Origin of the sequence: Stutzerimonas stutzeri, assembly GCF_013522825.1 — a bacterium.
GTDB classification, from domain to species: Bacteria; Pseudomonadota; Gammaproteobacteria; order Pseudomonadales; family Pseudomonadaceae; genus Stutzerimonas; species Stutzerimonas stutzeri_AK.
This window is the reverse complement of sequence record NZ_JAAMQZ010000002.1, coordinates 259,662-278,033: the sequence shown is the minus strand read 5'-3', so window position 1 is coordinate 278,033 and position 18,372 is coordinate 259,662. Positions and strand designations below refer to the sequence as shown.

Sequence of the window (18,372 nt, the reverse complement as noted above, 5' to 3'; positions counted from 1 at the left end):
GGCGACGTGACCACGGTGCCCTACAAGCAGATCGTCATTGCCCTGGGCGAAGGCGCCAAGGCTTCGTTGAGCGCCTTCGATCACCTGATCCGCAGCACGTCGCCGGTTGCCTAACGCAGCGCTGCAACGCAAAAGGGGGAGCAGATTTCGGTCTGCTCCCCCTTTTGCGTCATATGTCCCTGACGGATAGATGGCCGAGATCAGCGGTCTATTGACTACACCGGTTCCGCTTTGGCTCGGGTGGCAACGAGCGAGGAAGGGCTCAGACGCCGCTTCTTTGCATGTACCAGCAGTCCATGGAGCGAGTCCATCTATGACGAGTGCGGATGCGCCGCAAAATTCCCGCGGGGCCGTGGTGACCCTGGCCAACCGTTCCCGTGAACCCCTGCACGAAAAAGCCGTGCACGAGCAACTGGCCAGACGCCTGGCCGCGCTGCAGGGCCTGGTTTTTCTCGGTGAATATGACCCTGCCGCCCATTACTCCCAGCAGCTCTACTTTGTGCCATCCGGTACGCTTGTGGGCGTCGAGTCGGCGCGCGAGTTGGGCATCGAAGATGAGCAGGACCTCTTTGGTGGCGTCGTGCCCTATGCCTTCGTCGAGACCAAGGCTATCTCTCACCCCCTGCTGCGGCCCAATGCCGATTCGCCCATGGGCTGGTCGCGCGGTTTTGCGAGCCGGGTCAAGGGCAGTGTGCTGGCTGGCTACAGCGTATTCTCCCTGCACGATGCCCGCGAGGCCGGAAGGCGCTTGCTGCATGAAGGGCCGCTACGGCTCAAGCCGGTGCGCGCCACCGGTGGTCGCGGGCAGGAGCGGGTGGATGGTGTTCAGGCGCTCGACCAGGCGCTGGAGCATATCGACGAGACCGAGCTTTCGCAGTATGGGCTGGTCCTCGAAAGCAATCTGGATCGCGTGACGACCTTCAGCGTCGGGCAGGTTCGTGTGGCCACGCAGGTGCTGAGTTACTACGGCACACAACGCCTGACTCAGGATAATGCCGGCGAGACCGTCTATGGCGGCTCGGACCTGGTGGTTGTCGAGGGTGATTTCGACGCCTTGCTCAAGCTCGACCTGTCCGACAAGACCCGCCTGGCCATCGCCCAGGCGCAGGTGTATGACGTCGCTGCCTCGGTCTGTTTCCGGGATTTCCATGCCTCACGGCGTAACTACGACATCGCCCAGGGCGTGGATGGCAGAGGCCGTGCCTGCTCCGGTGTGCTGGAGCAGTCCTGGCGAATCGGAGGCGCCAGCGGTGCCGAGATCGCCGCGCTCGAAGCCTTTGCCCAGGGCGGTCAGAGGCGTGTGGTGCAGGCGTCGACCGTGGAACTCTACGGAGAGGCGAAGCCGGTGCCCGAGAGCGCAACGGTGCTTTTTAGCGGCGAGGACGAAGAGGTCGGTTTCATCACCAAGTACGTCACCCTGGAGGAATATGGCAACCCATAGTGAACCCGTGGACATCCTGGTCGATGACGAGCACATCGCCGGCACCTTCCTGACGCCACCGACGAAGTTGCCCGGTGTGCTTTTCGTACATGGCTGGGGTGGCAGCCAGGAGCGTGACCTGACGCGCGCCCGAGGCATTGCCGGGCTGGGCTGCATCTGCCTGTCGTTCGACCTGCGCGGCCATGCCCTGACGCTGGCGCAGCAGCAGACGGTGACGCGCGAGCAGAATCTAAACGACCTGCTCGCCGCCTACGACCTGCTGGCGCAGCATCCGCATATTGATTCTTCGGCGATTGCCGTGGTGGGGACCAGTTATGGCGGTTATCTGGCAGCGCTTCTGACTGCATTGCGACCTGTCAGATGGCTCGCCATGCGGGTGCCGGCGTTGTATCGGGATGACGACTGGATGGTGCCCAAACGGCAACTGGATCGGGACATTCTCAACCAGCTACGAGGGCGGCGTGTGATGCCCGAAGAGAATCGCGCTCTGGCGGCCTGCGCTGATTTTCGCGGCGATGTGCTGCTGGTCGAATCCGAATTCGACCATCTGGTTCCGCACGCGACCATCATGAGCTATCGCGCGGCGTTTCATCAGACGCACTCGCTGACCCATCGCATCATCCTTGGCGCCGATCATGGCCTGACCAGTGAAAGCTGCCAGAAAACCTATACCGATATTCTGGTCGGCTGGGCGACCGAGATGGTGGTCGGCGGGCGTCTGGGCAGGTTGCACAGCCCTGGTTTCTGAAGCCTCGCGTATTGGCTCGCCCCTCACCCTGTCCGAAGCTCCGCTCGTCGGGTCGATGAAGCGTGACCCGACCTACGCCTTGGACCTACGTTTGAAGATGCGGCGTGCCGGTTCAGCCTCGTAGCCTGGATTAGCCGCAGGCGTAATCCGGGTTTCCGCAGGCGTAATCCAACACTTCGCCTCAAGCCGGCGCGCGGGCGGCCTGCCAGAGGATTTCCGCGCAGCCCTGGCGGCGCGCTATCAGCCGGGCGGCGACGAAGAGCAGGTCCGACAGACGGTTGAGGTAGGCGAGGCCCACCGGGCGCAAGGGCTCGCTGGCGTTGAGCTGCTGGCAGCGTCTTTCGCTGGTACGCGCCATGCTACGGCACAGGTGGGCAAGAGCGATCAGGCGCGAGCCGCCGGGCATGATGAAGTCCTTGAGCGGTCCCAGCTCTTCGTTCCAGCGGTCGATGGCTGCCTCCAGACGCGCCACTTCGCCTTCGGTGAGTGCCTGATATTCGGGCATCGCCAGTTCGCCGCCCAGGTCGAACAGGCGATGCTGGCATGGCCCCAGTACCTCGATCAACTCAGCCAGGCCTGGCCAGTGCCCCTGCTTTTCGGCAAGTTCGGCGAGCAGCAGGCCCAGTTGGCTGTTGAGGGTATCGATCTCGCCCATGGCTTCGACGCGTGGGTGATCCTTGGGCACCCGGCGTCCATCGGCCAGGCCGGTTTCGCCGCTGTCGCCGGTGCGCGTGTAGATTTTTGAAAGTCGATTGCCCATGAATGTGTCCTGTTCAGTTACTGGTGATTTCCGAGCCCGATGCCAACGGCAGGCGCAGGGTGAAAGTGGTGCCCTGGCCCGGTCTGCAATGCACCTCCATCTGGCCCTTGTGGTTGTTGGTAATGATGAAATAGGACACTGACAGTCCCAGGCCGGTCCCCTGGCCCACTTCCTTGGTGGTGAAGAAGGGCTCGAAGATCCGCTTGCGAATATGTTCGGGAATCCCGCCGCCGTTGTCTTCCACCTGGATTTCGGCCCACGGCGGGTTCAGGCGCGTGCGCAGGATAATCTGCCCGTGACTTCTGTGCGGGCCTTGATGGATGGCCTGAGCGGCATTCTTCAGCAGGTTGAGCAGCACCTGTTCGAGCTCGTTGCCGATGCAGGGAACCCGGCTGACCTTCGGATCGAAGTTGCGCTGAATCTCGATGGCGCGAAAATCGAAATTGTCCGTCAGGGCAAAGTCGTTACCGGCAATTTCCAGCGCCTGGTCGATCAGCTCGCTCAGTTGGCACTCGGCCAGCTGGCGATTGCTCAGGCGGCTGAAACTGAGCATGTGGCTGACGATCCGGGCGGCGCGTGAGCCGGCCTGCTGGATGCCGTCCAGCAGCTGTGGCACTTCGCGTCGCTGCAGGTACTGGTTGACCGCTTCCAGGCGCAGCCCGATTTCTTCAGCGGCTTCGCGGTTGCGTTCCAGGTCGGGTGACAGTCGTCGACGGATGTTCTGCGCGTTATGCAGGATGGCGCCGAGCGGGTTGTTGATTTCATGGGCCATGCCGGCGGCCAGGCTGCCGACCGAGAGCATCTTTTCCGACTGCACCATGAGCTCTTCCATGTTGATGCGCTCGGTGATGTCGTCGATGCGGATCACCACGCCCCGCCCCGCACCGCCCATCAGCGGGTAAAGCGTCAGCGCATACTGCCGGGGTTCTTCGTGGAAGGCCCAGGTGACACGTTCGATCTTCTGTACCTCATGATGCTCGCAGGTTCGGCGAATCTGGCTGAGAAAGGGGCGCAGCGGCTCGAAGGCAATGAACACCGGCTGGTTCAGCGCATCGACCAGGGACGTGCCGGAAAGCGCACTGGCCTGCTGGTTCCACTGAGTCACGTGGAGTTGTTCATCCAGCGCGATAAGCACCGAGGGCATGGAGTCGATGATGCTGTTGAGGTAGTTCTGGAAACCGGTGAGCTTGAGTTCGATCTTGCTGCGGATCTGGACTTCGAGTTCTAGCTTGCGGTTGGAGCGCCGGGTTTCTTCGGCCAGACCCTGTGCATGGTCGAAGGCCTCCTGAGCGTCGTCGCGGGCGCGCTTGAGTTGCTGTTCACGTGCGTCCATGCGCGACAGCATGGTGTTGAAGGCATCGGCGAGGCGACCGATTTCGTCCTGGTTGCGAGGTTTGGCGCGCAGCGAATAGTTTTCCTCGCGGGTGACCTGGCGGGTAAGGGCTTCAAGGTCGCGGATCGGGCGGGTAATCAACTGACGAATCTGTCGCGCGACCAGTATCCACAGCAGCAGGCTGGCCAGCAGGATAGCCAGGCTGGCCGTCAGGGTGCCGGTGTAGAAGGCGCCCGGCAGTTCGCTGCTGGCAACGATCAGCAAATGCCCTGGCGGGCCTGCGGCCTGGGGCAGTTCGACCAGCAGGTTGGCGCGCATTTCGGTTTTCTGCCAATGCTCAAGCTGGCTGGTCTGCTCAGGCAGGGCCAGTGGTTCGCCCCGATGCAGCTGCGCGAAGCGCTGGCCCGCAGCGTCATAGATTACCGCCGCGCGCAGCGGCGCATAGTCGTCAAGTTTGCCCAGCAGTGCATTGGCGGTCGCTTCCGATTCGAGGGCTTGCTGGCTCAGTTCGGGCGTGGCGAACAGCGCGCCGAGGGTGTGCATTGCCTGGGGGGCGACGCTCTGGCGCGAGATCCAGTAGGCCGCGCTGATGAAGGTCAGATTGGAGACCAGCAGCACGGCGGCAAGCAGGACGAGCGGGGCGATCAACAGCTTGCGACCGACCGGAAGATTTTCGAGACGCTGGCGCAGAGTCATGGCGGGCACGGGCGAAGGGCGTCTGCGCAGGGTAGCGGGGCCTCAGTCCTGCGGCAATCCGTGCTGCACGAGGAATGTTTGCAGTTGCTTGAGCAGTGCGTTCAGCTCGATAGCTTCCAGCCCATGCTGTCGTGCCGCCTGACAGGCGTAGCCGAGCAGGAAACTGATTTCCGTACGGCGTCCGTTGTGCACATCCTGGTACATGGATGAGTAGTTGTTTGCGGTGGCCACGATGACGCGCAGCACCTCCTCTTCGAGCGCGCGGGCCGCCTCGGCCTGGCCGCAGGCCTGAAGGATCCGGCTCAGTTCGTCGCACAGCCGGTGCACCTGTTCGCGGTGCGCCAGTAGCTCTCCGTTGCGGCAGTCATGCAGAACGGTGAGGGGGTTGATGGCGCAATTGAGGGCGAGCTTGCGCCACAGCCTGGCTTCGATATCGGTTGTCCAGTCGCAGGGAATGCCTGCCGCCGCCAGCTCGGCTAGCCAGGGCGGTGGGTTCCGGTCGAGGGGATCGCCAAGCCAGTTCTGGCCGTGGCCGGCGTGTACCACCTGAAAGTCCGCTGAACGCCAGGCGCCTTCGGTGCTGGAGATGAAGAAGCAGCGGCTGTCCGGCCAGCGTGCCGCCACGGCCTGCTGGCTGCCGAGACCATTCTGCAGCAGGAGAATTTCAGCGTCTGGCTGCAGGCGTGTCGCTACCTCGGCAATGGCGGCTTCGGCGTCATAGGCCTTGCAGGCAACCAGCAATCGCTGGATGGGAGCAGCCGCTTCGGGCAGTTCGGCGGTGATCGGATGCAGGCTGGTCCGGCCTTCCTCGGTCAGGCCGAGACCGCCGGCGGTGCGGTAGTCGGCAAGCCTTCGGGTGTTGCGCAGAATAATGCGTACCGGTATTGCGGCACGGCTCAAGCGCGTTGCCCACAGGCAGCCGAGACTGCCTGCGCCGAGAACGTGCCAGGGGGTGCTCATTGCTCGGTTTTTTTCAGGCGCAATGGCACGATGCGGCCCGTGCTGTAGGCGTCCGCAAGCAACGCCTCGGCGCGCTCGATGACCAGCCGGGGATCGACGGGCAGGCTGTTGGTGTCGAGACTGACCAGGCCGATGCCGGCCTTGAGCGAGATAAAGCCTTCGCTGGTCTTGAAGGCCTTGATATTCAGGCCTTCGTGCAGGCGTTTGAAGCTGCTGGGGGAGCATTCCTGCGGGTTGTCGACCAGTGCCAGCAGGCCGAAATGGCTGTCGTCCAGGCGCGTGAGCGTATCCAGAGGGCGCACCAGTTGTTGCAGGCGTCGCGCCACGCCGCGCAACAGTTCCTGATAGAACTGCTCGCCATAGCGCTGCCGCTGACTGGTGATTTCCGGCAGGCCGATCAGAAGGTAACAGAGCGCGCCGCCACGGCTTTCGACCTGGCGCAGGCTGTCGCCGAGCTTCTGTCGCAGGTAGCGCATATTGCCCAGCCCGGTGATCGGGTCGATCTGGTTACGCTTTTCCAGGCTGGCGATGTTTTCGGTGAGCAGGCGATTTTCCTGCATGAGCCGTTGCAGCGAGCCGCACAGCCGGTCGGCAGCATAGACCCGCGGGACCAGTTGCTCACTCATCGCTGACTTGCTGATGAAATCATCCACGCCACGATCGAAGGCGATGTTCAGCACGTCGTCGCCGTCGCGCCCGGTGAGCAGGATGATGTAGGTGTAGTGATTGGACATTTCGTCCTGCTGACGCACCTGGGCGGTCAGTTCCAGGCCGTCCATCTCCGGCATCAGCCAGTCGGCGAGCAGCACGCTGGCCGGGCGCTGTTCGATCAGCGCCAGCGCTGCATTGGCGCTGCTGGCGAAGCGTATGTCCTCATAACCGGCCCTGGCCAGGGCGCGACCAATCATGACGCTGGAAAACTTGGCGTCGTCGACTACCAGGATGCTGAGGTGTGGGTTGGGCATTCATGGACTCGGTTGGAGGAGGGAGTCAGCAACAGGTCGTGTGGCCGGGCGTTTACGGATCGAGCGGCTATAATGATGGCCCATTTTAACCGACAAGCTAAGCGCGTTGGATCACACCATCGTGCCGTTTCATATTAATGGAGCAAGCCCATGCCCTCATTCGACGTAGTGTCCGAACTGGACAAACACGAAGTCACCAATGCCGTCGACAACGCGGTCAAGGAACTGGACCGACGTTACGATTTGCGCGGTAAAGGCACATTTGAGTTCAAGGAGTTGACCGTTCACCTGACCGCTGAAGCGGATTTTCAATTGGAACAGATGCTGGAAATCCTCAAGTTGAGCCTGGTCAAGCGCAAGATCGATGTTCAGTGCCTGGAGATCAAGGACGCCTATCCCTCAGGCAAGACGGTCAAGCAGGAAGTAACGTTGCGTGAAGGCATCGACAAGGAGTTGGCGAAGAAGATCGTCGCCCATATCAAGGATGCCAAGCTCAAGGTACAGGCGGCCATCCAGGGCGAGCAGGTCCGTGTGACCGGCAAGAAGCGCGACGATCTGCAGGAGGCCATCGCCCTGCTGCGAGCCAAGGATTTCGGCATGCCGCTGCAGTTCAACAACTTCCGCGACTGATCCCGCCGCTTTTCTCCCGCTTTGCCCCAGCACACCGCACGATCGGTGTGCTCTGCTCTCAGGAGTCCGTACATCATGGATGTCAATATCGAATATCTGGTCGGCCTGTCCGAGGCATGGCTGCCCATAGTGCTGCAGTACTCGGCCCAGCTGCTGCTGGCGCTGATCACCTTCCTGATCGGCTGGTGGCTGATCAACAAACTGACGGGCAGGCTTGGCGCGCTGCTGCGTCGCCGTCAGGTCGATCCCTCGCTGCATGGCTTCATCGAAAGCCTCGTTGGGGTAGCGCTCAAGATCCTGCTGCTGATAAGCGTGGCTTCGATGGTCGGTGTGGAAACCACATCGTTCATCGCCATGATCGGTGCGGCCGGATTGGCGGTGGGCCTGGCCCTGCAGGGCAGCCTGGCCAACTTCGCCGGTGGTGTGCTGATCCTGCTGTTTCGTCCGTTTCGGGTCGGTGAATGGATCGAGGCCCAGGGCGTGGCGGGCACCGTCCATTCCATCCAGATTTTCCATACGGTACTCAAGAGCGCCGACAACAAGACCATCGTGGTGCCCAACGGCAGCCTGTCCAACGGCCATATCACCAACTATTCACGCGAACAGCGCCGGCGCGCGGACATCAACGTCGGCATTGCCTACAGCGCGGATATCAGGCTGGCCCGCAAGATTCTGCTGGAGATCGCCGAGGATGCGCGCGTGCTGCGTGACCCCGAGCCCGTGGTGTTCGTGACCGGGCTGGGGGAAAGTGCGGTGAACCTGTCGCTGCGCGTCTGGGTCGCCACGGGTGACTTCTGGCCGGTGACGTTCGCGTTCACCGAACAGCTCAAGGAGCGTTTCGCCGAGGCCGGCATTGGCGTTCCGCTGCCGCGCCGCGAGCTGCACGTCGTTCAGGGCTGAACCGTCAGCCGTGCTCCGAAGACGGCGTGTTCCGCGCCGCTTCGGGGTGCTGGCGGTTGCGCGTCCATTGCCAGGCGATCAGCACCAGCGTCGGCACCCCGAGCAGGGCGGTGACCAGAAAGAAGTTGCTGTAGCCGAGACTTTCTACCATCACGCCCGAATAGCCCCCCAGCAGGCGCGGCAACAGCAGCATCAGCGAGCTGAGCAGCGCGTACTGGGTGGCCGAGAACTTGAGGTTGGTCAGGCTCGACAGGTAGGCGACGAAGGCCGTTGAGGCCAGCCCGCCACTGAAGTTGTCGCAGGAAATGGTGACGATCAGCATCTGCAGATTCGCGCCCATTTCCACCAGCACCATGAACATCAGGTTGGTCGCCGCCGAGGCGACGCCGCCGATGAAGAGGATCGGCAGGATGCTGAAACGCACGATCAGCAGGCCACCGAAGGCCGCACCGAGCAGTGTCATGATCAGCCCGAACACCTTGCTGACGCTGGCGATCTCGTCCTTGGAAAAGCCCTGGTCGATGTAGAACACGTTGGCCATCACGCCCATCACCGTGTCGGACATCCGATAGGTGGCGATCAGCCCGAGCAACAGCAGCGCCTGCCAGCGGTAGCGGACGATGAAGTCGGTGATCGGCGTCAGTACCGGCCCCATCAGGATACGCCCGGGAGCGGACAGGCAGCCCCAGCAGATCAGCAGGTACATGGTGCCGCGTGGCCAGTAGCCGCCCCAGTAGGACTGGAACATGCCGGTGGTGGAAACGATAAGGATGATCAGCACGATCACCGACACCGCCTGGTGCGCGAAATCGAAACGTTGCGGGCGTTGCTTATGTCCGGCCTGGCCGAGAATGTGCCGTACCGGCACCAGCAGCGAGCGGCCCACGGGCGAAATGCTGCCGAGGATGAACAGTGCATAGAGCAGTGCTCGCGGCCAGGCCTGGGCGATCAGCGCATTGATCATCGCCGGGACGGAAATCAGCAGCACCAGCAGCAGGCCAACGGCGGCCAGTTGATGGTTGAAGGTATAGCGCGATGGCTCATTGGGCAGCGGGGCGGCGGCTTCGGGCTCGGGAATCAGCAGGCTGGTGATGAAGCCCGGCACGATCAGCAAGGCGAACACCAGATAGGTCAGGGTCCAGGCGGCCTGGTCGTATTCCAGGCTGCTCGATCCCAGCCATTCGGCGAGAAACAGGGCGCCGGCACTGGCCAGCAGCATGGCGACGCGATAGCCGGTCATGTAGCTCGCGGCCAGGGTCGCCTGCAGTTTGTCTTCGGCGATCTCCAGGCGGTAGGCGTCGATGGCGATGTCCTGGGTCGCCGAGGAAAACGCCACCATCACCGCCAGGGCGATCAGCATGGTCAGGTTGGTTTGCGGGTTGCACAGCGCCATGCCCACCAGGCCGATGGCGATCAGCGCCTGCGACAGCACCAGCCAGGAGCGCCTACGCCCAAGTGCGCCGATCCACGGCAGGCGCCACTGGTCGAGCATCGGTGACCAGACCCACTTGAAAGCGTAGGCCAGGCTGATCCAGCTGGCGAAGCCGATGGTTTCCCGCGAGACGCCGGCTTCGCGCAGCCACACCGACAGCGTCGAAAACACCAGGATCGCCGGCAATCCGGCGGCGAAGCCGAGGATCAGCAGCGTCAGCGAGGCGGGGCTGGCATAGGCGGCGAGTGCATCGCGCCAGGTTTCACGGGACATGGAATGATCTGTCGGCTGAAAAAGACAAAAGGCGCACTCTACTCGCTGTGCTCGAATGAATGCCAGCCGTGCCGACGTATGTTCACCCGGTCATTGATGATGGTCAGGCCCTCGGCGCGCAGGCGTTCTCGCTGCTCATGGCCTGCCGCGCTGCCCGCTGGCAGGCTCAGGCGACCGCCGGCGGCGATCACCCTATGCCAGGGCAGACGGGTGTCGTCCGGCAGCTGCGACATCAACCGCCCGACCCAGCGCGCGGCACGGCCAAGGCCGGCCATGGCCGCCAGCTCGCCATAGCTCACCACCTTGCCTTCGGGAATCTGCGCCATCACCAGATAGACGGCGGCACGGCGTGCTTCGGCATCGGCGCCGGATGGTAACAAGGGTGGCTGTTCGGGCATGGGGCTTCCTTAGAACCTGTTCAAAGTCTGCTGCGCGTCGGCACTGCTGCGTTAAAAACAGGCTCGGAAAGCCGCTTGCGGCTAACGCGCTTTAGCGCGGCCCGGAGGGCGAACGAAGTGAGTACTGCTCATTTACAGCTGTAAACTCCGCGTGATTCGCTGCGCTCACCCTGCGGGCCAGCCTGCGGCTGTTACTTCGCTGCGCTACGTTTCTCGCCTGTTTTGACTCGCTACGCTCGCCCTTCGGGCCAGCCTTCCGGCTGTTACTCCCGTTGGTCGTTGCGCCTTGCATTGCTCTAGCTCGCGAGACTTTGAACAGGTCCTGATGAACTCGTCTTCCGCCTGGCGGTCAGTGCTTGCTGTGACCACCAGCATAAGGATAATGCGGCCCTTCAATGGCTTGTTAATCCACTCGATCAGATATCCAGTACATCTATATGCTTCCCAGAACCCTGTTGTGCGTGACCCTGGTCACGCTCCCCCTGCCATTGCTCGCCGATACCGTATGGCTGAAGAATGGTGATCGCCTGACCGGCAAGATCAGTGTCCTGGACGGCGGCAAGCTGCTCCTGGAGACCGACTATGGCGGTTCGATTCCACTGAAGTGGAGCAGCATCGCCACGCTGGAAAGCAACCAGAAACTGCTGATCAAGCAGGATCAGGTTACTGGCGAAGTGATCCAGTCGCTACAGGCGAGCGAGGATGGCAAGGTTATCCTCGCCAATGGCGCCGCGCCACGCACGGTGGAGCTGGCGAGCATCTCGCAGATCATCCATCCCAAGCCGCTGATTCAGGATTTTTCCTGGAAGGGCAACATCGACGTGGCGATGGACTACAAGCGCGCCGAAACCGATACCGATGACTACGATGTGTCCTTCGACACCAAGGCGCGGCATGGTCTGTGGCGGCACAACGGTACCGGCAGCTACAACCGCGAATATCGCGACGGCGTGACCGTCACCGACAACTGGGATGCCGAATACGCGCTCGACCGTTTCCTCGACGAGCACTGGTTCTGGCAGGGGCGCCTGAGCTACAAGCGCGATCAGATCGAGGATGTTCGTCGCCAGCGCACCATAGGTACCGGTCCCGGTTACCAGTTCTGGGACAACGAGCTGGGAGCCTTCTCGCTGGCTTCGCTGATCAACCGCAGCGATTACGAATATGCCGACGGCAGCAAGGATGAATTCTTCCTGGCCGCGATGAAGTGGGATTACAACCGCTATCTGGTGGGCAAGACATTCGAACTGTTCAGCACCGGCGAAATCGGCAAGCCGCTGGAAAACGTGGCTGATTACGCGCTGGATGCCGAAATCGGGCTGCGCTACAAGGTGACCGACTGGGCTTCGCTGAACATGAAGGCCGAGCGGGATATCGTCAGCGGCGCCGAGAACGAAACCGACGAAACCCGCTACACCATCGGCTTTGGCGTAGGCTGGTAAGGACGTAAAGCCGATAAAAGCGCTGGAACGCTGAAGGCCGTACGGAAAAGCCCACATGCTGGGCAGCCTCCAGCCTCCAGCCTCCAGCCTCCAGCCTCCAGCCGCCCTTTAGAGCCGCAGCCCGCCATCGAGCTCCAGAATCCGCCCGGTGTAGTAATCGTTCTCGAAGATGTAGGCCACCGAATGGGCGATTTCCAGCGGGGTGCCCAGGCGTCTCAGGGGAATTCCGGCAGTCATTCTTTCCAGTGCTTCTGGCTTCATGCTGGCGACCATCTCGGTCTCGATGAAGCCGGGTGCGACGCCCGCCACACGGATCCCGTAGCGCGCCAGTTCCCTGGCCCAGACCACGGTATCGGCGGCGACGCCGGCCTTGGCGGCGGAGTAGTTGGCCTGGCCCATGTTGCCGGCGCGGGAAATCGAGGAAATATTGACGATCGCGCCCTGGCGCTTCAACTCGATCATCCTGGCCGCGACTTCACGGGTGCAGAGGAAGACGCCGGTCAGGTTGACGTCGATCACCGACTGCCACTGCGCCAGGCTCATCTTCGACAGCTCGCCATCCTTGACCTTGATCGTCAGGCCATCGCGCAGGATGCCGGCATTGTTGACCAGCCCATCGAGCCCGCCGAAGTCCTCGCTGACCTGATTCACCATGCCGCTGACCTGCTCCTCGTCGGCGACGTTGCACAGGTAGGCGCGGGCATCGCCGCCAGCATGCTTGCAGGCCTGGACTGCTTCATCGAGGCGTTCCTGGTTGAGGTCGACCAGCGCCAGGCGGGCACCCTTGCCGGCGAGGTATTCGCCCATCGCGCGTCCCAGGCCCTGCCCGCCGCCAGTAATGATGATGACCTTGTCTTTGAGCTGCATGCCAATCTCCCGTTTTTATAGTCGATGCGTATCGCGACGCCTTCAGAGGGCAGGTTATGCTGACGCGACAGTCAGCCGTCCGAGGAGCCCAAGGTGAGCGTAGAAGCCGTCAAGAATGCCCGACTATTACTGCTCAAGGAATACCGGGGCGTGCTCTCCACGCACTCCCTGGCGATGCCGGGCTTTCCCTTCGGCTCGGTCGTTCCCTATTGCCTGAGCGAGGAGGGCTGGCCGCTGATATTGATCAGCCGGATTGCCCAGCACACCCGGAATCTTCAGGCCGATCCGCGCTGCTCGTTGCTGGTTGCCGAGCGTGACGTCGAGGATGTGCAGCTCAACGGGCGCCTGACGCTCATGGCCCAAGCGCGACAGCTGAGTGAGCCGCTGTCGGTCGAGACGGCGGCTGAGCGCTATTACCGTTACTTCCCCGAGTCGCGCGACTACCATCGCGTGCATGATTTCGATTTCTGGGTCCTGCAGCCGGTGCGCTGGCGTTTCATCGGCGGCTTCGGCGCCATTCACTGGCTGGAACAGGTCGCACTGGCCAATCCCTTTGCCGGTGCCGAGGGCGATGAGGGCGGCATGCTCGAACACATGAACGCCGACCATGCCGCGGCGATCGCCCATTACGTCGGGCAGGCGGGGCTGCCGGCCACGCCCGAAGCGCGAATGGTGGGGATCGATGCCGAGGGCTTTCACCTGCGTATCGGGCAGGCGGTCCACTGGTTGCCGTTTCCGTCCGCCTGCTCGACCGCCATCGAGGTGCGGCAGGCACTGGTGAGCATGGCCCGCGCCTGATTCAGCCTGACTTCAGCTTTATCCGGTAGTTTTCAACGACAAGCCAAGGCGAATAATCCGGTTACAGCCTGCCCGTCACCCGGCTTGAATTCGTTACCCGGTGCCGTCATCTACACAGAATCGGAAGCCGTTCTTCCGCCAAGGATTATTGATGCGAATTTTCTTGCTGCTTTTTCTCCTGTTCCCGTTGGCCGAGCTGGCGCTGCTGATCCAGGTCGGCAGCTCCATCGGGGTGCTGGTGACCCTTCTCGTGCTGGTGCTCAGCGGCATGGCCGGGATTCTGCTGATGCGCTTTGCCGGCTTTGCCACCGCCTGGCGTGCCCGTGAGCGGCTGGCGCGGGGTGAATTGCCGGAGCGTGAAATGCTCCAGGGCATGCTGATGGTCGTCGCCGGCGGCCTGTTGTTCCTGCCGGGTTTTATCAGTGACTTCGTCGCCTTGCTGTTGCTGTTCCCGCCCTCGCGCAAGCTGTTTCTGGGCGTGCTCGGGCGCCGTGCCGAAGCCCAGGCGCAACGTCGCCGCGCCTTTGCCGATGAGCTTCGCCGGCAGCATGAGCAGCCCACCGGCGCCCAGCGCCCGAACGTGATCGAAGGTGAATGGGAACGTCGCGACAAATGACGTGCCCTTCGATTCGCGGGGCATGCGCAGGCATGTCCGGCACTCTCCAGCTGCAAAAAAATGGTGACTGACCCTTGAAATCATTTTCCCCGCCCGCATGTAGCGGTCACCGCAAGGTCGCTGTCGCATTTTGACAGTCCGTCTTCTGCGGCCCGCGCTGCGGGCCGCAACCGGCACCGCCGGATTTGCCAACCCGCCGATGAGATGCATCGGCATGGAACCACTCTGTTAGGAGAGATCGACAATGAAGCTTCGTCCTCTGCATGACCGCGTCGTAATCCGTCGCAGCGAAGAAGAAACCAAGACCGCAGGCGGCATCGTCCTGCCGGGCTCCGCTGCCGAGAAGCCGAACCAGGGCGAAATCGTTGCTGTGGGCACTGGCCGTGTGCTGGACAACGGTGAAGTGCGTGCGCTGGCCGTCAAGGTCGGTGACAAGGTGGTATTCGGTCCTTACTCCGGCAGCAACACCGTCAAGGTCGACGGCGAAGATCTGCTGGTGATGAGCGAGAACGAAATCCTCGCTGTCGTTGAAGCCTGATTCCCTCGCGAATCTCCATCCATATTCAAGTATTGAGGATCAATCAAAATGGCTGCTAAAGAAGTCAAGTTCGGCGATTCCGCACGCAAGAAGATGCTGACAGGCGTAAACGTCCTGGCTGACGCGGTAAAAGCGACCCTCGGCCCGAAAGGCCGCAACGTGGTTCTGGAAAAGAGCTTCGGCGCACCCCTGATCACCAAGGACGGCGTTTCCGTCGCCAAGGAAATCGAGCTCAAGGACCGCTTCGAGAACATGGGCGCCCAGCTGGTCAAGGACGTTGCCTCCAAGGCCAACGACGAAGCCGGTGACGGCACCACCACCGCTACCGTCCTGGCCCAGGCCATCGTCAACGAAGGCCTGAAGGCCGTCGCTGCTGGCATGAACCCGATGGATCTGAAGCGCGGCATCGACAAGGCCACCATCGCCATCGTCGCCGAGCTGAAGAACCTGGCCAAGCCGTGCGCCGACTCCAAGGCCATCGCTCAGGTCGGCACCATCTCCGCCAACTCCGACAACTCCATCGGTGACATTATCGCCGAAGCCATGGAGCGCGTAGGCAAGGAAGGCGTGATCACCGTCGAGGAAGGTTCGGGCCTGGAGAACGAGCTGTCCGTCGTCGAAGGCATGCAGTTCGACCGTGGCTACCTGTCCCCCTACTTCATCAACAAGCCGGACACCATGGTGGCCGAGCTGGACAGCCCGCTGCTGCTGCTGGTCGACAAGAAGATCAGCAACATCCGCGAACTGCTGCCGGTGCTCGAAGCCGTTGCCAAGGCCGGTCGTCCGCTGCTGATCGTTGCCGAGGACGTCGAAGGCGAAGCGCTGGCCACTCTGGTGGTCAACAACATGCGTGGCATCGTCAAGGTCGCCGCGGTCAAGGCGCCAGGCTTCGGCGATCGCCGCAAGGCCATGCTGCAGGACATCGCCATCCTCACCGGCGCTACCGTGATTTCCGAAGAGGTCGGCCTGAGCCTGGAAACCGCTACCCTGGAGCACCTGGGTAACGCCAAGCGCGTCGTGCTGAACAAGGAAAACACCACCATCATCGACGGTGCCGGCCAGCAGACCGACATCGAAGCCCGCGTTGCGCAGATCCGCAAGCAGGTCGAAGAAACCACCTCCGACTACGACAAGGAAAAGCTGCAAGAGCGTCTGGCCAAGCTGGCCGGCGGTGTTGCCGTGATCAAGGTCGGCGCCGGTACCGAAGTTGAGATGAAAGAGAAGAAGGCCCGCGTCGAAGACGCCCTGCACGCCACCCGTGCAGCCGTCGAAGAAGGCGTGGTGCCTGGCGGCGGTGTCGCGCTGGTGCGCGCGCTGCAGGCGATCTCCGAGCTCAAGGGTGACAACGAAGACCAGAACGTCGGTATCGCGCTGCTGCGTCGCGCCGTCGAGGCTCCGCTGCGCCAGATCGTCGCCAACGCCGGTGGCGAGCCGAGCGTGGTGGTCGACAAGGTCAAGCAGGGTGAAGGCAACTACGGCTTCAACGCCGCGTCCGACACCTATGGCGACATGATCGAGATGGGCATCCTCGATCCGGCCAAGGTCACCCGTTCCGCACTGCAGGCTGCAGCCTCCATCGGCGGTCTGATGGTCACCACCGAAGCCATGGTCGCCGAAGTGGTCGACGACAAGGCTGCCCCGGCCATGCCGGACATGGGCGGCATGGGTGGTATGGGCGGCATGATGTAAGCCGACCCCCGCACCATAAAAAACCCCGGGCTTGCTCGGGGTTTTTTATGCGTGGCGACAAATGAAAAGACTATGTGTCCCAGTTGTCACGCCGATCCTGTAGGAGCGGACTTGTCCGCGAACCAATGCCCGAACCATCCGCGCGGTCCTATCATCCCCGCACGCCCCGTCATCCCCGCGAACGCGGGGACCCAGTGCCGTCGGGTAACCCCGCAACCACACTGGGCTCCCGCATTCGCGGGCGTGACGAGGTTGGTTTCCGTCAGGCCTGCGCATCGCTTCGTGGCCAAGGTCGCTCCCACAAAGGCTCTCGCACTGCACACTGTAGGAGCGGCTCCTGGCCGCGAACGGGCTCGCGCGGGTGCTGAGCATGGTTCGCGGGCATGGCCCGCTCCCACGATGGCCAGCAGGTTCTAAGGGTTCAGAGCGTCGGATAGTCGGTATAACCTTCGGGACCCGGGGCGTAGAACAGCTGCGGATGCGGTTCGTTGAGGGGCGCGTCCTGGCGCAGGCGCTCGACCAGATCGGGGTTGGCAATGAAGGGAACACCGAAGGCCACCGCGTCGGCCTTGCCTTCGGCCAGCCAGGCATTGCCCTGTTCCTTGTCGAAACCTTGGTTTGCGATATAGACGCCGCCGAAGATCTGCTTGAGTTGCGGGCCGAGACTGTCTGCGCCAACTTTCTCGCGGGTGCAGATAAACGCCACGCCGCGCTTGCCCAGCTCGCGGGCGATGTAGCCGAAGGTTTCGGCGCGGTTGGAATCGCCCATGTCATGCTCGTCGGCGCGGGGGGCCAGGTGCATGCCGACGCGACCTGCGCCCCATACGCCGATCACGGCATCGGTGACTTCCAGCATCAGCCGCGCGCGATTTTCCAGTGAGCCACCATACAGGTCGGTACGCTGGTTGGTGCTGTCCTGCAGGAACTGGTCGAGCAGATAACCGTTGGCGCCGTGGATTTCCACGCCGTCGAAACCGGCTTCCCAGGCATTTTCGGCACCTTTGCGATAGGCCTCTACGATACCGGCGATCTCGCTGGTTTCCAGCGCACGCGGGGTTTCGTAAGGTTTCTTCGGGCGCACCAGGCTGACATGGCCGGCGGGTTGGATGGCGCTGGGTGCGACCGGCAGCTGGCCGTCAAGGTAGATCGGATCGGAGATGCGCCCGACATGCCAGAGCTGCAGCACGATCTTGCCGCCTTTGGCATGAACGGCATCGGTGATCTTCTTCCAGCCCTGCACCTGTTCGGCGGACCAGATACCAGGGGTATCCGGGTAACCGACGCCCATGGGGGTTACCGAGGTGGCTTCGCTGATGATCAGGCCGGCGCTGGCGCGCTGGACGTAATACGCGACCATCAGCTCGCCCGGCACGCGCCCCGGCTCTGCGCGGCAGCGGGTCAGGGGCGCCATGATGACGCGGTTGGGCAGTTCTAGGTCGCCGATTCTGATGGGGTCGAAAAGTGTGGGCATAGCGATACCGCTCCTGTTTGGGATGCGAAGGAATTCAGAGTTGCTGGCCGATGCGCTCGATGAACGCCTGGATGGCCGGCTCGTTGCGCTTGAAGAAATGCCACTGGCCAATTTTCTGGCTGCTGATCAGCCCGGCTTTCTGCAGGGTGGCCAGGTGGGCCGAAACCGTGGACTGCGACAGCCCGGCGCGCTGGTCGATCTGTCCGGCGCAAACGCCGTTTTCCAGCGGGTGGTACTGCTGGGGAAAGTACAGCTGCGGCTCTTTCAACCACTGCAGGATTTCCCGGCGAAGTGGGTGGGCGAGTGCCTTGATGATGTCGTCGAAATCGTCGGGCATGGGGTGTTCTCGGACCGTATATCGGAGTGGGACGAACTATATATCGGTGAAGGACGATACAGGATCGATTCGGCTGAT

At 62.5% G+C, this 18,372-nt stretch carries 19 protein-coding genes; 10 read left to right on the top strand and 9 right to left on the bottom strand.

Annotated elements, in window-relative coordinates:
- The 3 genes from G7020_RS23960 to G7020_RS02910 all read left to right on the top strand — a co-directional run.
- A partial coding sequence (locus G7020_RS23960; protein WP_258189232.1) for a hypothetical protein occupies positions 1-114 on the top strand: 114 nt, incomplete at its 5' end.
- Between the two features lie 199 nt (positions 115-313).
- Positions 314-1,441 carry a DUF3182 family protein gene (locus tag G7020_RS02915; RefSeq protein ID WP_181082437.1) on the top strand — a complete coding sequence of 376 codons (1,128 nt, stop codon included), beginning with the start codon at positions 314-316 and terminating at the stop codon, positions 1,439-1,441.
- Positions 1,428-2,189: an alpha/beta hydrolase family protein gene (locus G7020_RS02910; RefSeq protein WP_181082436.1), complete on the top strand. Its 762-nt coding sequence runs from the start codon at positions 1,428-1,430 to the stop codon at positions 2,187-2,189. Before G7020_RS02915 ends, G7020_RS02910 begins: the two co-directional genes overlap by 14 nt.
- A gap of 181 nt (positions 2,190-2,370) precedes the next feature.
- On the opposite strand, the gene G7020_RS02905 is transcribed toward G7020_RS02910, so the two are convergent.
- The 4 genes from G7020_RS02905 to G7020_RS02890 are packed head-to-tail and all read right to left on the bottom strand — an operon-like array spanning position 2,371 to position 6,903.
- Complete coding sequence (locus tag G7020_RS02905; RefSeq protein ID WP_181082435.1) at positions 2,371-2,949, bottom strand: cob(I)yrinic acid a,c-diamide adenosyltransferase; 579 nt, start codon at positions 2,947-2,949, stop codon at positions 2,371-2,373.
- Between the two features lie 13 nt (positions 2,950-2,962).
- On the bottom strand, positions 2,963-4,978 hold the full coding sequence (locus G7020_RS02900; RefSeq protein ID WP_181082434.1) for a sensor histidine kinase: 2,016 nt from the start codon (positions 4,976-4,978) through the stop codon (positions 2,963-2,965).
- A 42-nt stretch (positions 4,979-5,020) separates the two neighbouring features.
- Complete coding sequence (locus tag G7020_RS02895; protein ID WP_181082433.1) at positions 5,021-5,938, bottom strand: putative 2-dehydropantoate 2-reductase; 918 nt, start codon at positions 5,936-5,938, stop codon at positions 5,021-5,023.
- Entirely contained in the window at positions 5,935-6,903 is a 969-nt protein-coding gene (locus tag G7020_RS02890) for a GGDEF domain-containing response regulator (RefSeq protein ID WP_181082432.1), read from the bottom strand. The genes G7020_RS02895 and G7020_RS02890 overlap by 4 nt, the downstream gene beginning before the upstream one ends.
- 150 nt (positions 6,904-7,053) lie before the next feature.
- Here G7020_RS02890 and G7020_RS02885 point away from each other — a divergent pair, with 150 nt between their 5' ends.
- Together G7020_RS02885 and G7020_RS02880 are read left to right on the top strand one after the other, a co-directional pair.
- The gene (locus tag G7020_RS02885; protein ID WP_181082431.1) at positions 7,054-7,533 is read left to right on the top strand and encodes a YajQ family cyclic di-GMP-binding protein; all 480 of its coding nucleotides are present in this window, start codon (positions 7,054-7,056) and stop codon (positions 7,531-7,533) included.
- 75 nt (positions 7,534-7,608) lie between these two features.
- On the top strand, positions 7,609-8,433 hold the full coding sequence (locus G7020_RS02880) for a mechanosensitive ion channel family protein (protein ID WP_181082430.1): 825 nt from the start codon (positions 7,609-7,611) through the stop codon (positions 8,431-8,433).
- A gap of 4 nt (positions 8,434-8,437) precedes the next feature.
- On the opposite strand, the gene G7020_RS02875 is transcribed toward G7020_RS02880, so the two are convergent.
- Positions 8,438-10,138 carry an AmpG family muropeptide MFS transporter gene (locus G7020_RS02875; RefSeq protein WP_181082429.1) on the bottom strand — a complete coding sequence of 567 codons (1,701 nt, stop codon included), beginning with the start codon at positions 10,136-10,138 and terminating at the stop codon, positions 8,438-8,440.
- Positions 10,139-10,176: 38 nt separating this feature from the next.
- Positions 10,177-10,536: an MGMT family protein gene (locus tag G7020_RS02870; RefSeq protein WP_181082428.1), complete on the bottom strand. Its 360-nt coding sequence runs from the start codon at positions 10,534-10,536 to the stop codon at positions 10,177-10,179.
- Between the two features lie 437 nt (positions 10,537-10,973).
- On the opposite strand from G7020_RS02870, the gene G7020_RS02865 reads away from it, so the two are divergent.
- Positions 10,974-11,978, top strand: coding sequence for a DUF481 domain-containing protein (locus G7020_RS02865; RefSeq protein WP_181082427.1), 1,005 nt, complete (start codon positions 10,974-10,976; stop codon positions 11,976-11,978).
- Positions 11,979-12,086: 108 nt separating this feature from the next.
- On the opposite strand, the gene G7020_RS02860 is transcribed toward G7020_RS02865, so the two are convergent.
- A complete protein-coding gene (locus G7020_RS02860; RefSeq protein WP_181082426.1) occupies positions 12,087-12,845 on the bottom strand; it encodes an SDR family oxidoreductase in 759 nt (252 codons plus the stop codon).
- Between the two features lie 93 nt (positions 12,846-12,938).
- Here G7020_RS02860 and G7020_RS02855 point away from each other — a divergent pair, with 93 nt between their 5' ends.
- The 4 genes from G7020_RS02855 (at position 12,939) to groL (ending at position 16,486) form a co-directional block, all read left to right on the top strand.
- Positions 12,939-13,643, top strand: a complete 705-nt coding sequence (locus G7020_RS02855) for a DUF2470 domain-containing protein (protein WP_181082425.1) — start codon at positions 12,939-12,941, stop codon at positions 13,641-13,643.
- A gap of 151 nt (positions 13,644-13,794) precedes the next feature.
- Complete coding sequence (locus G7020_RS02850; RefSeq protein ID WP_181082424.1) at positions 13,795-14,259, top strand: FxsA family protein; 465 nt, start codon at positions 13,795-13,797, stop codon at positions 14,257-14,259.
- A 244-nt stretch (positions 14,260-14,503) separates the two neighbouring features.
- A complete protein-coding gene (locus tag G7020_RS02845; protein WP_084304326.1) occupies positions 14,504-14,797 on the top strand; it encodes a co-chaperone GroES in 294 nt (97 codons plus the stop codon).
- Positions 14,798-14,845: 48 nt separating this feature from the next.
- A complete protein-coding gene (gene groL / locus G7020_RS02840) occupies positions 14,846-16,486 on the top strand; it encodes a chaperonin GroEL (protein ID WP_181082423.1) in 1,641 nt (546 codons plus the stop codon).
- 421 nt (positions 16,487-16,907) lie between these two features.
- Here the strand turns inward: groL and G7020_RS02835 are convergent, their stop codons facing one another.
- Positions 16,908-17,957 (bottom strand): alkene reductase, encoded by a 1,050-nt coding sequence (locus G7020_RS02835; protein WP_181082422.1) that lies wholly within the window; start codon positions 17,955-17,957, stop codon positions 16,908-16,910.
- 34 nt (positions 17,958-17,991) lie between these two features.
- A complete protein-coding gene (locus G7020_RS02830; protein ID WP_181082421.1) occupies positions 17,992-18,294 on the bottom strand; it encodes an ArsR/SmtB family transcription factor in 303 nt (100 codons plus the stop codon).
- Positions 18,295-18,372 lie beyond the last annotated feature (78 nt).

Excerpts from the sequence above, each read along its gene's own strand:
- G7020_RS02915 (WP_181082437.1), top strand. The coding sequence starts at position 314 with ATGACGAGTGCGGATGCGCCGCAAAATTCCCGCGGGGCCGTGGTGACC.
- G7020_RS02910 (WP_181082436.1), top strand. The coding sequence starts at position 1,428 with ATGGCAACCCATAGTGAACCCGTGGACATCCTGGTCGATGACGAGCAC.
- G7020_RS02905 (WP_181082435.1), bottom strand. The coding sequence starts at position 2,949 with ATGGGCAATCGACTTTCAAAAATCTACACGCGCACCGGCGACAGCGGC.
- G7020_RS02900 (WP_181082434.1), bottom strand. The coding sequence starts at position 4,978 with ATGACTCTGCGCCAGCGTCTCGAAAATCTTCCGGTCGGTCGCAAGCTG.
- G7020_RS02895 (WP_181082433.1), bottom strand. The coding sequence starts at position 5,938 with ATGAGCACCCCCTGGCACGTTCTCGGCGCAGGCAGTCTCGGCTGCCTG.
- G7020_RS02890 (WP_181082432.1), bottom strand. The coding sequence starts at position 6,903 with ATGCCCAACCCACACCTCAGCATCCTGGTAGTCGACGACGCCAAGTTT.
- G7020_RS02885 (WP_181082431.1), top strand. The coding sequence starts at position 7,054 with ATGCCCTCATTCGACGTAGTGTCCGAACTGGACAAACACGAAGTCACC.
- G7020_RS02880 (WP_181082430.1), top strand. The coding sequence starts at position 7,609 with ATGGATGTCAATATCGAATATCTGGTCGGCCTGTCCGAGGCATGGCTG.
- G7020_RS02875 (WP_181082429.1), bottom strand. The coding sequence starts at position 10,138 with ATGTCCCGTGAAACCTGGCGCGATGCACTCGCCGCCTATGCCAGCCCC.
- G7020_RS02870 (WP_181082428.1), bottom strand. The coding sequence starts at position 10,536 with ATGCCCGAACAGCCACCCTTGTTACCATCCGGCGCCGATGCCGAAGCA.
- G7020_RS02865 (WP_181082427.1), top strand. The coding sequence starts at position 10,974 with ATGCTTCCCAGAACCCTGTTGTGCGTGACCCTGGTCACGCTCCCCCTG.
- G7020_RS02860 (WP_181082426.1), bottom strand. The coding sequence starts at position 12,845 with ATGCAGCTCAAAGACAAGGTCATCATCATTACTGGCGGCGGGCAGGGC.
- G7020_RS02850 (WP_181082424.1), top strand. The coding sequence starts at position 13,795 with ATGCGAATTTTCTTGCTGCTTTTTCTCCTGTTCCCGTTGGCCGAGCTG.
- G7020_RS02845 (WP_084304326.1), top strand. The coding sequence starts at position 14,504 with ATGAAGCTTCGTCCTCTGCATGACCGCGTCGTAATCCGTCGCAGCGAA.
- groL (WP_181082423.1), top strand. The coding sequence starts at position 14,846 with ATGGCTGCTAAAGAAGTCAAGTTCGGCGATTCCGCACGCAAGAAGATG.
- G7020_RS02835 (WP_181082422.1), bottom strand. The coding sequence starts at position 17,957 with ATGCCCACACTTTTCGACCCCATCAGAATCGGCGACCTAGAACTGCCC.
- G7020_RS02830 (WP_181082421.1), bottom strand. The coding sequence starts at position 18,294 with ATGCCCGACGATTTCGACGACATCATCAAGGCACTCGCCCACCCACTT.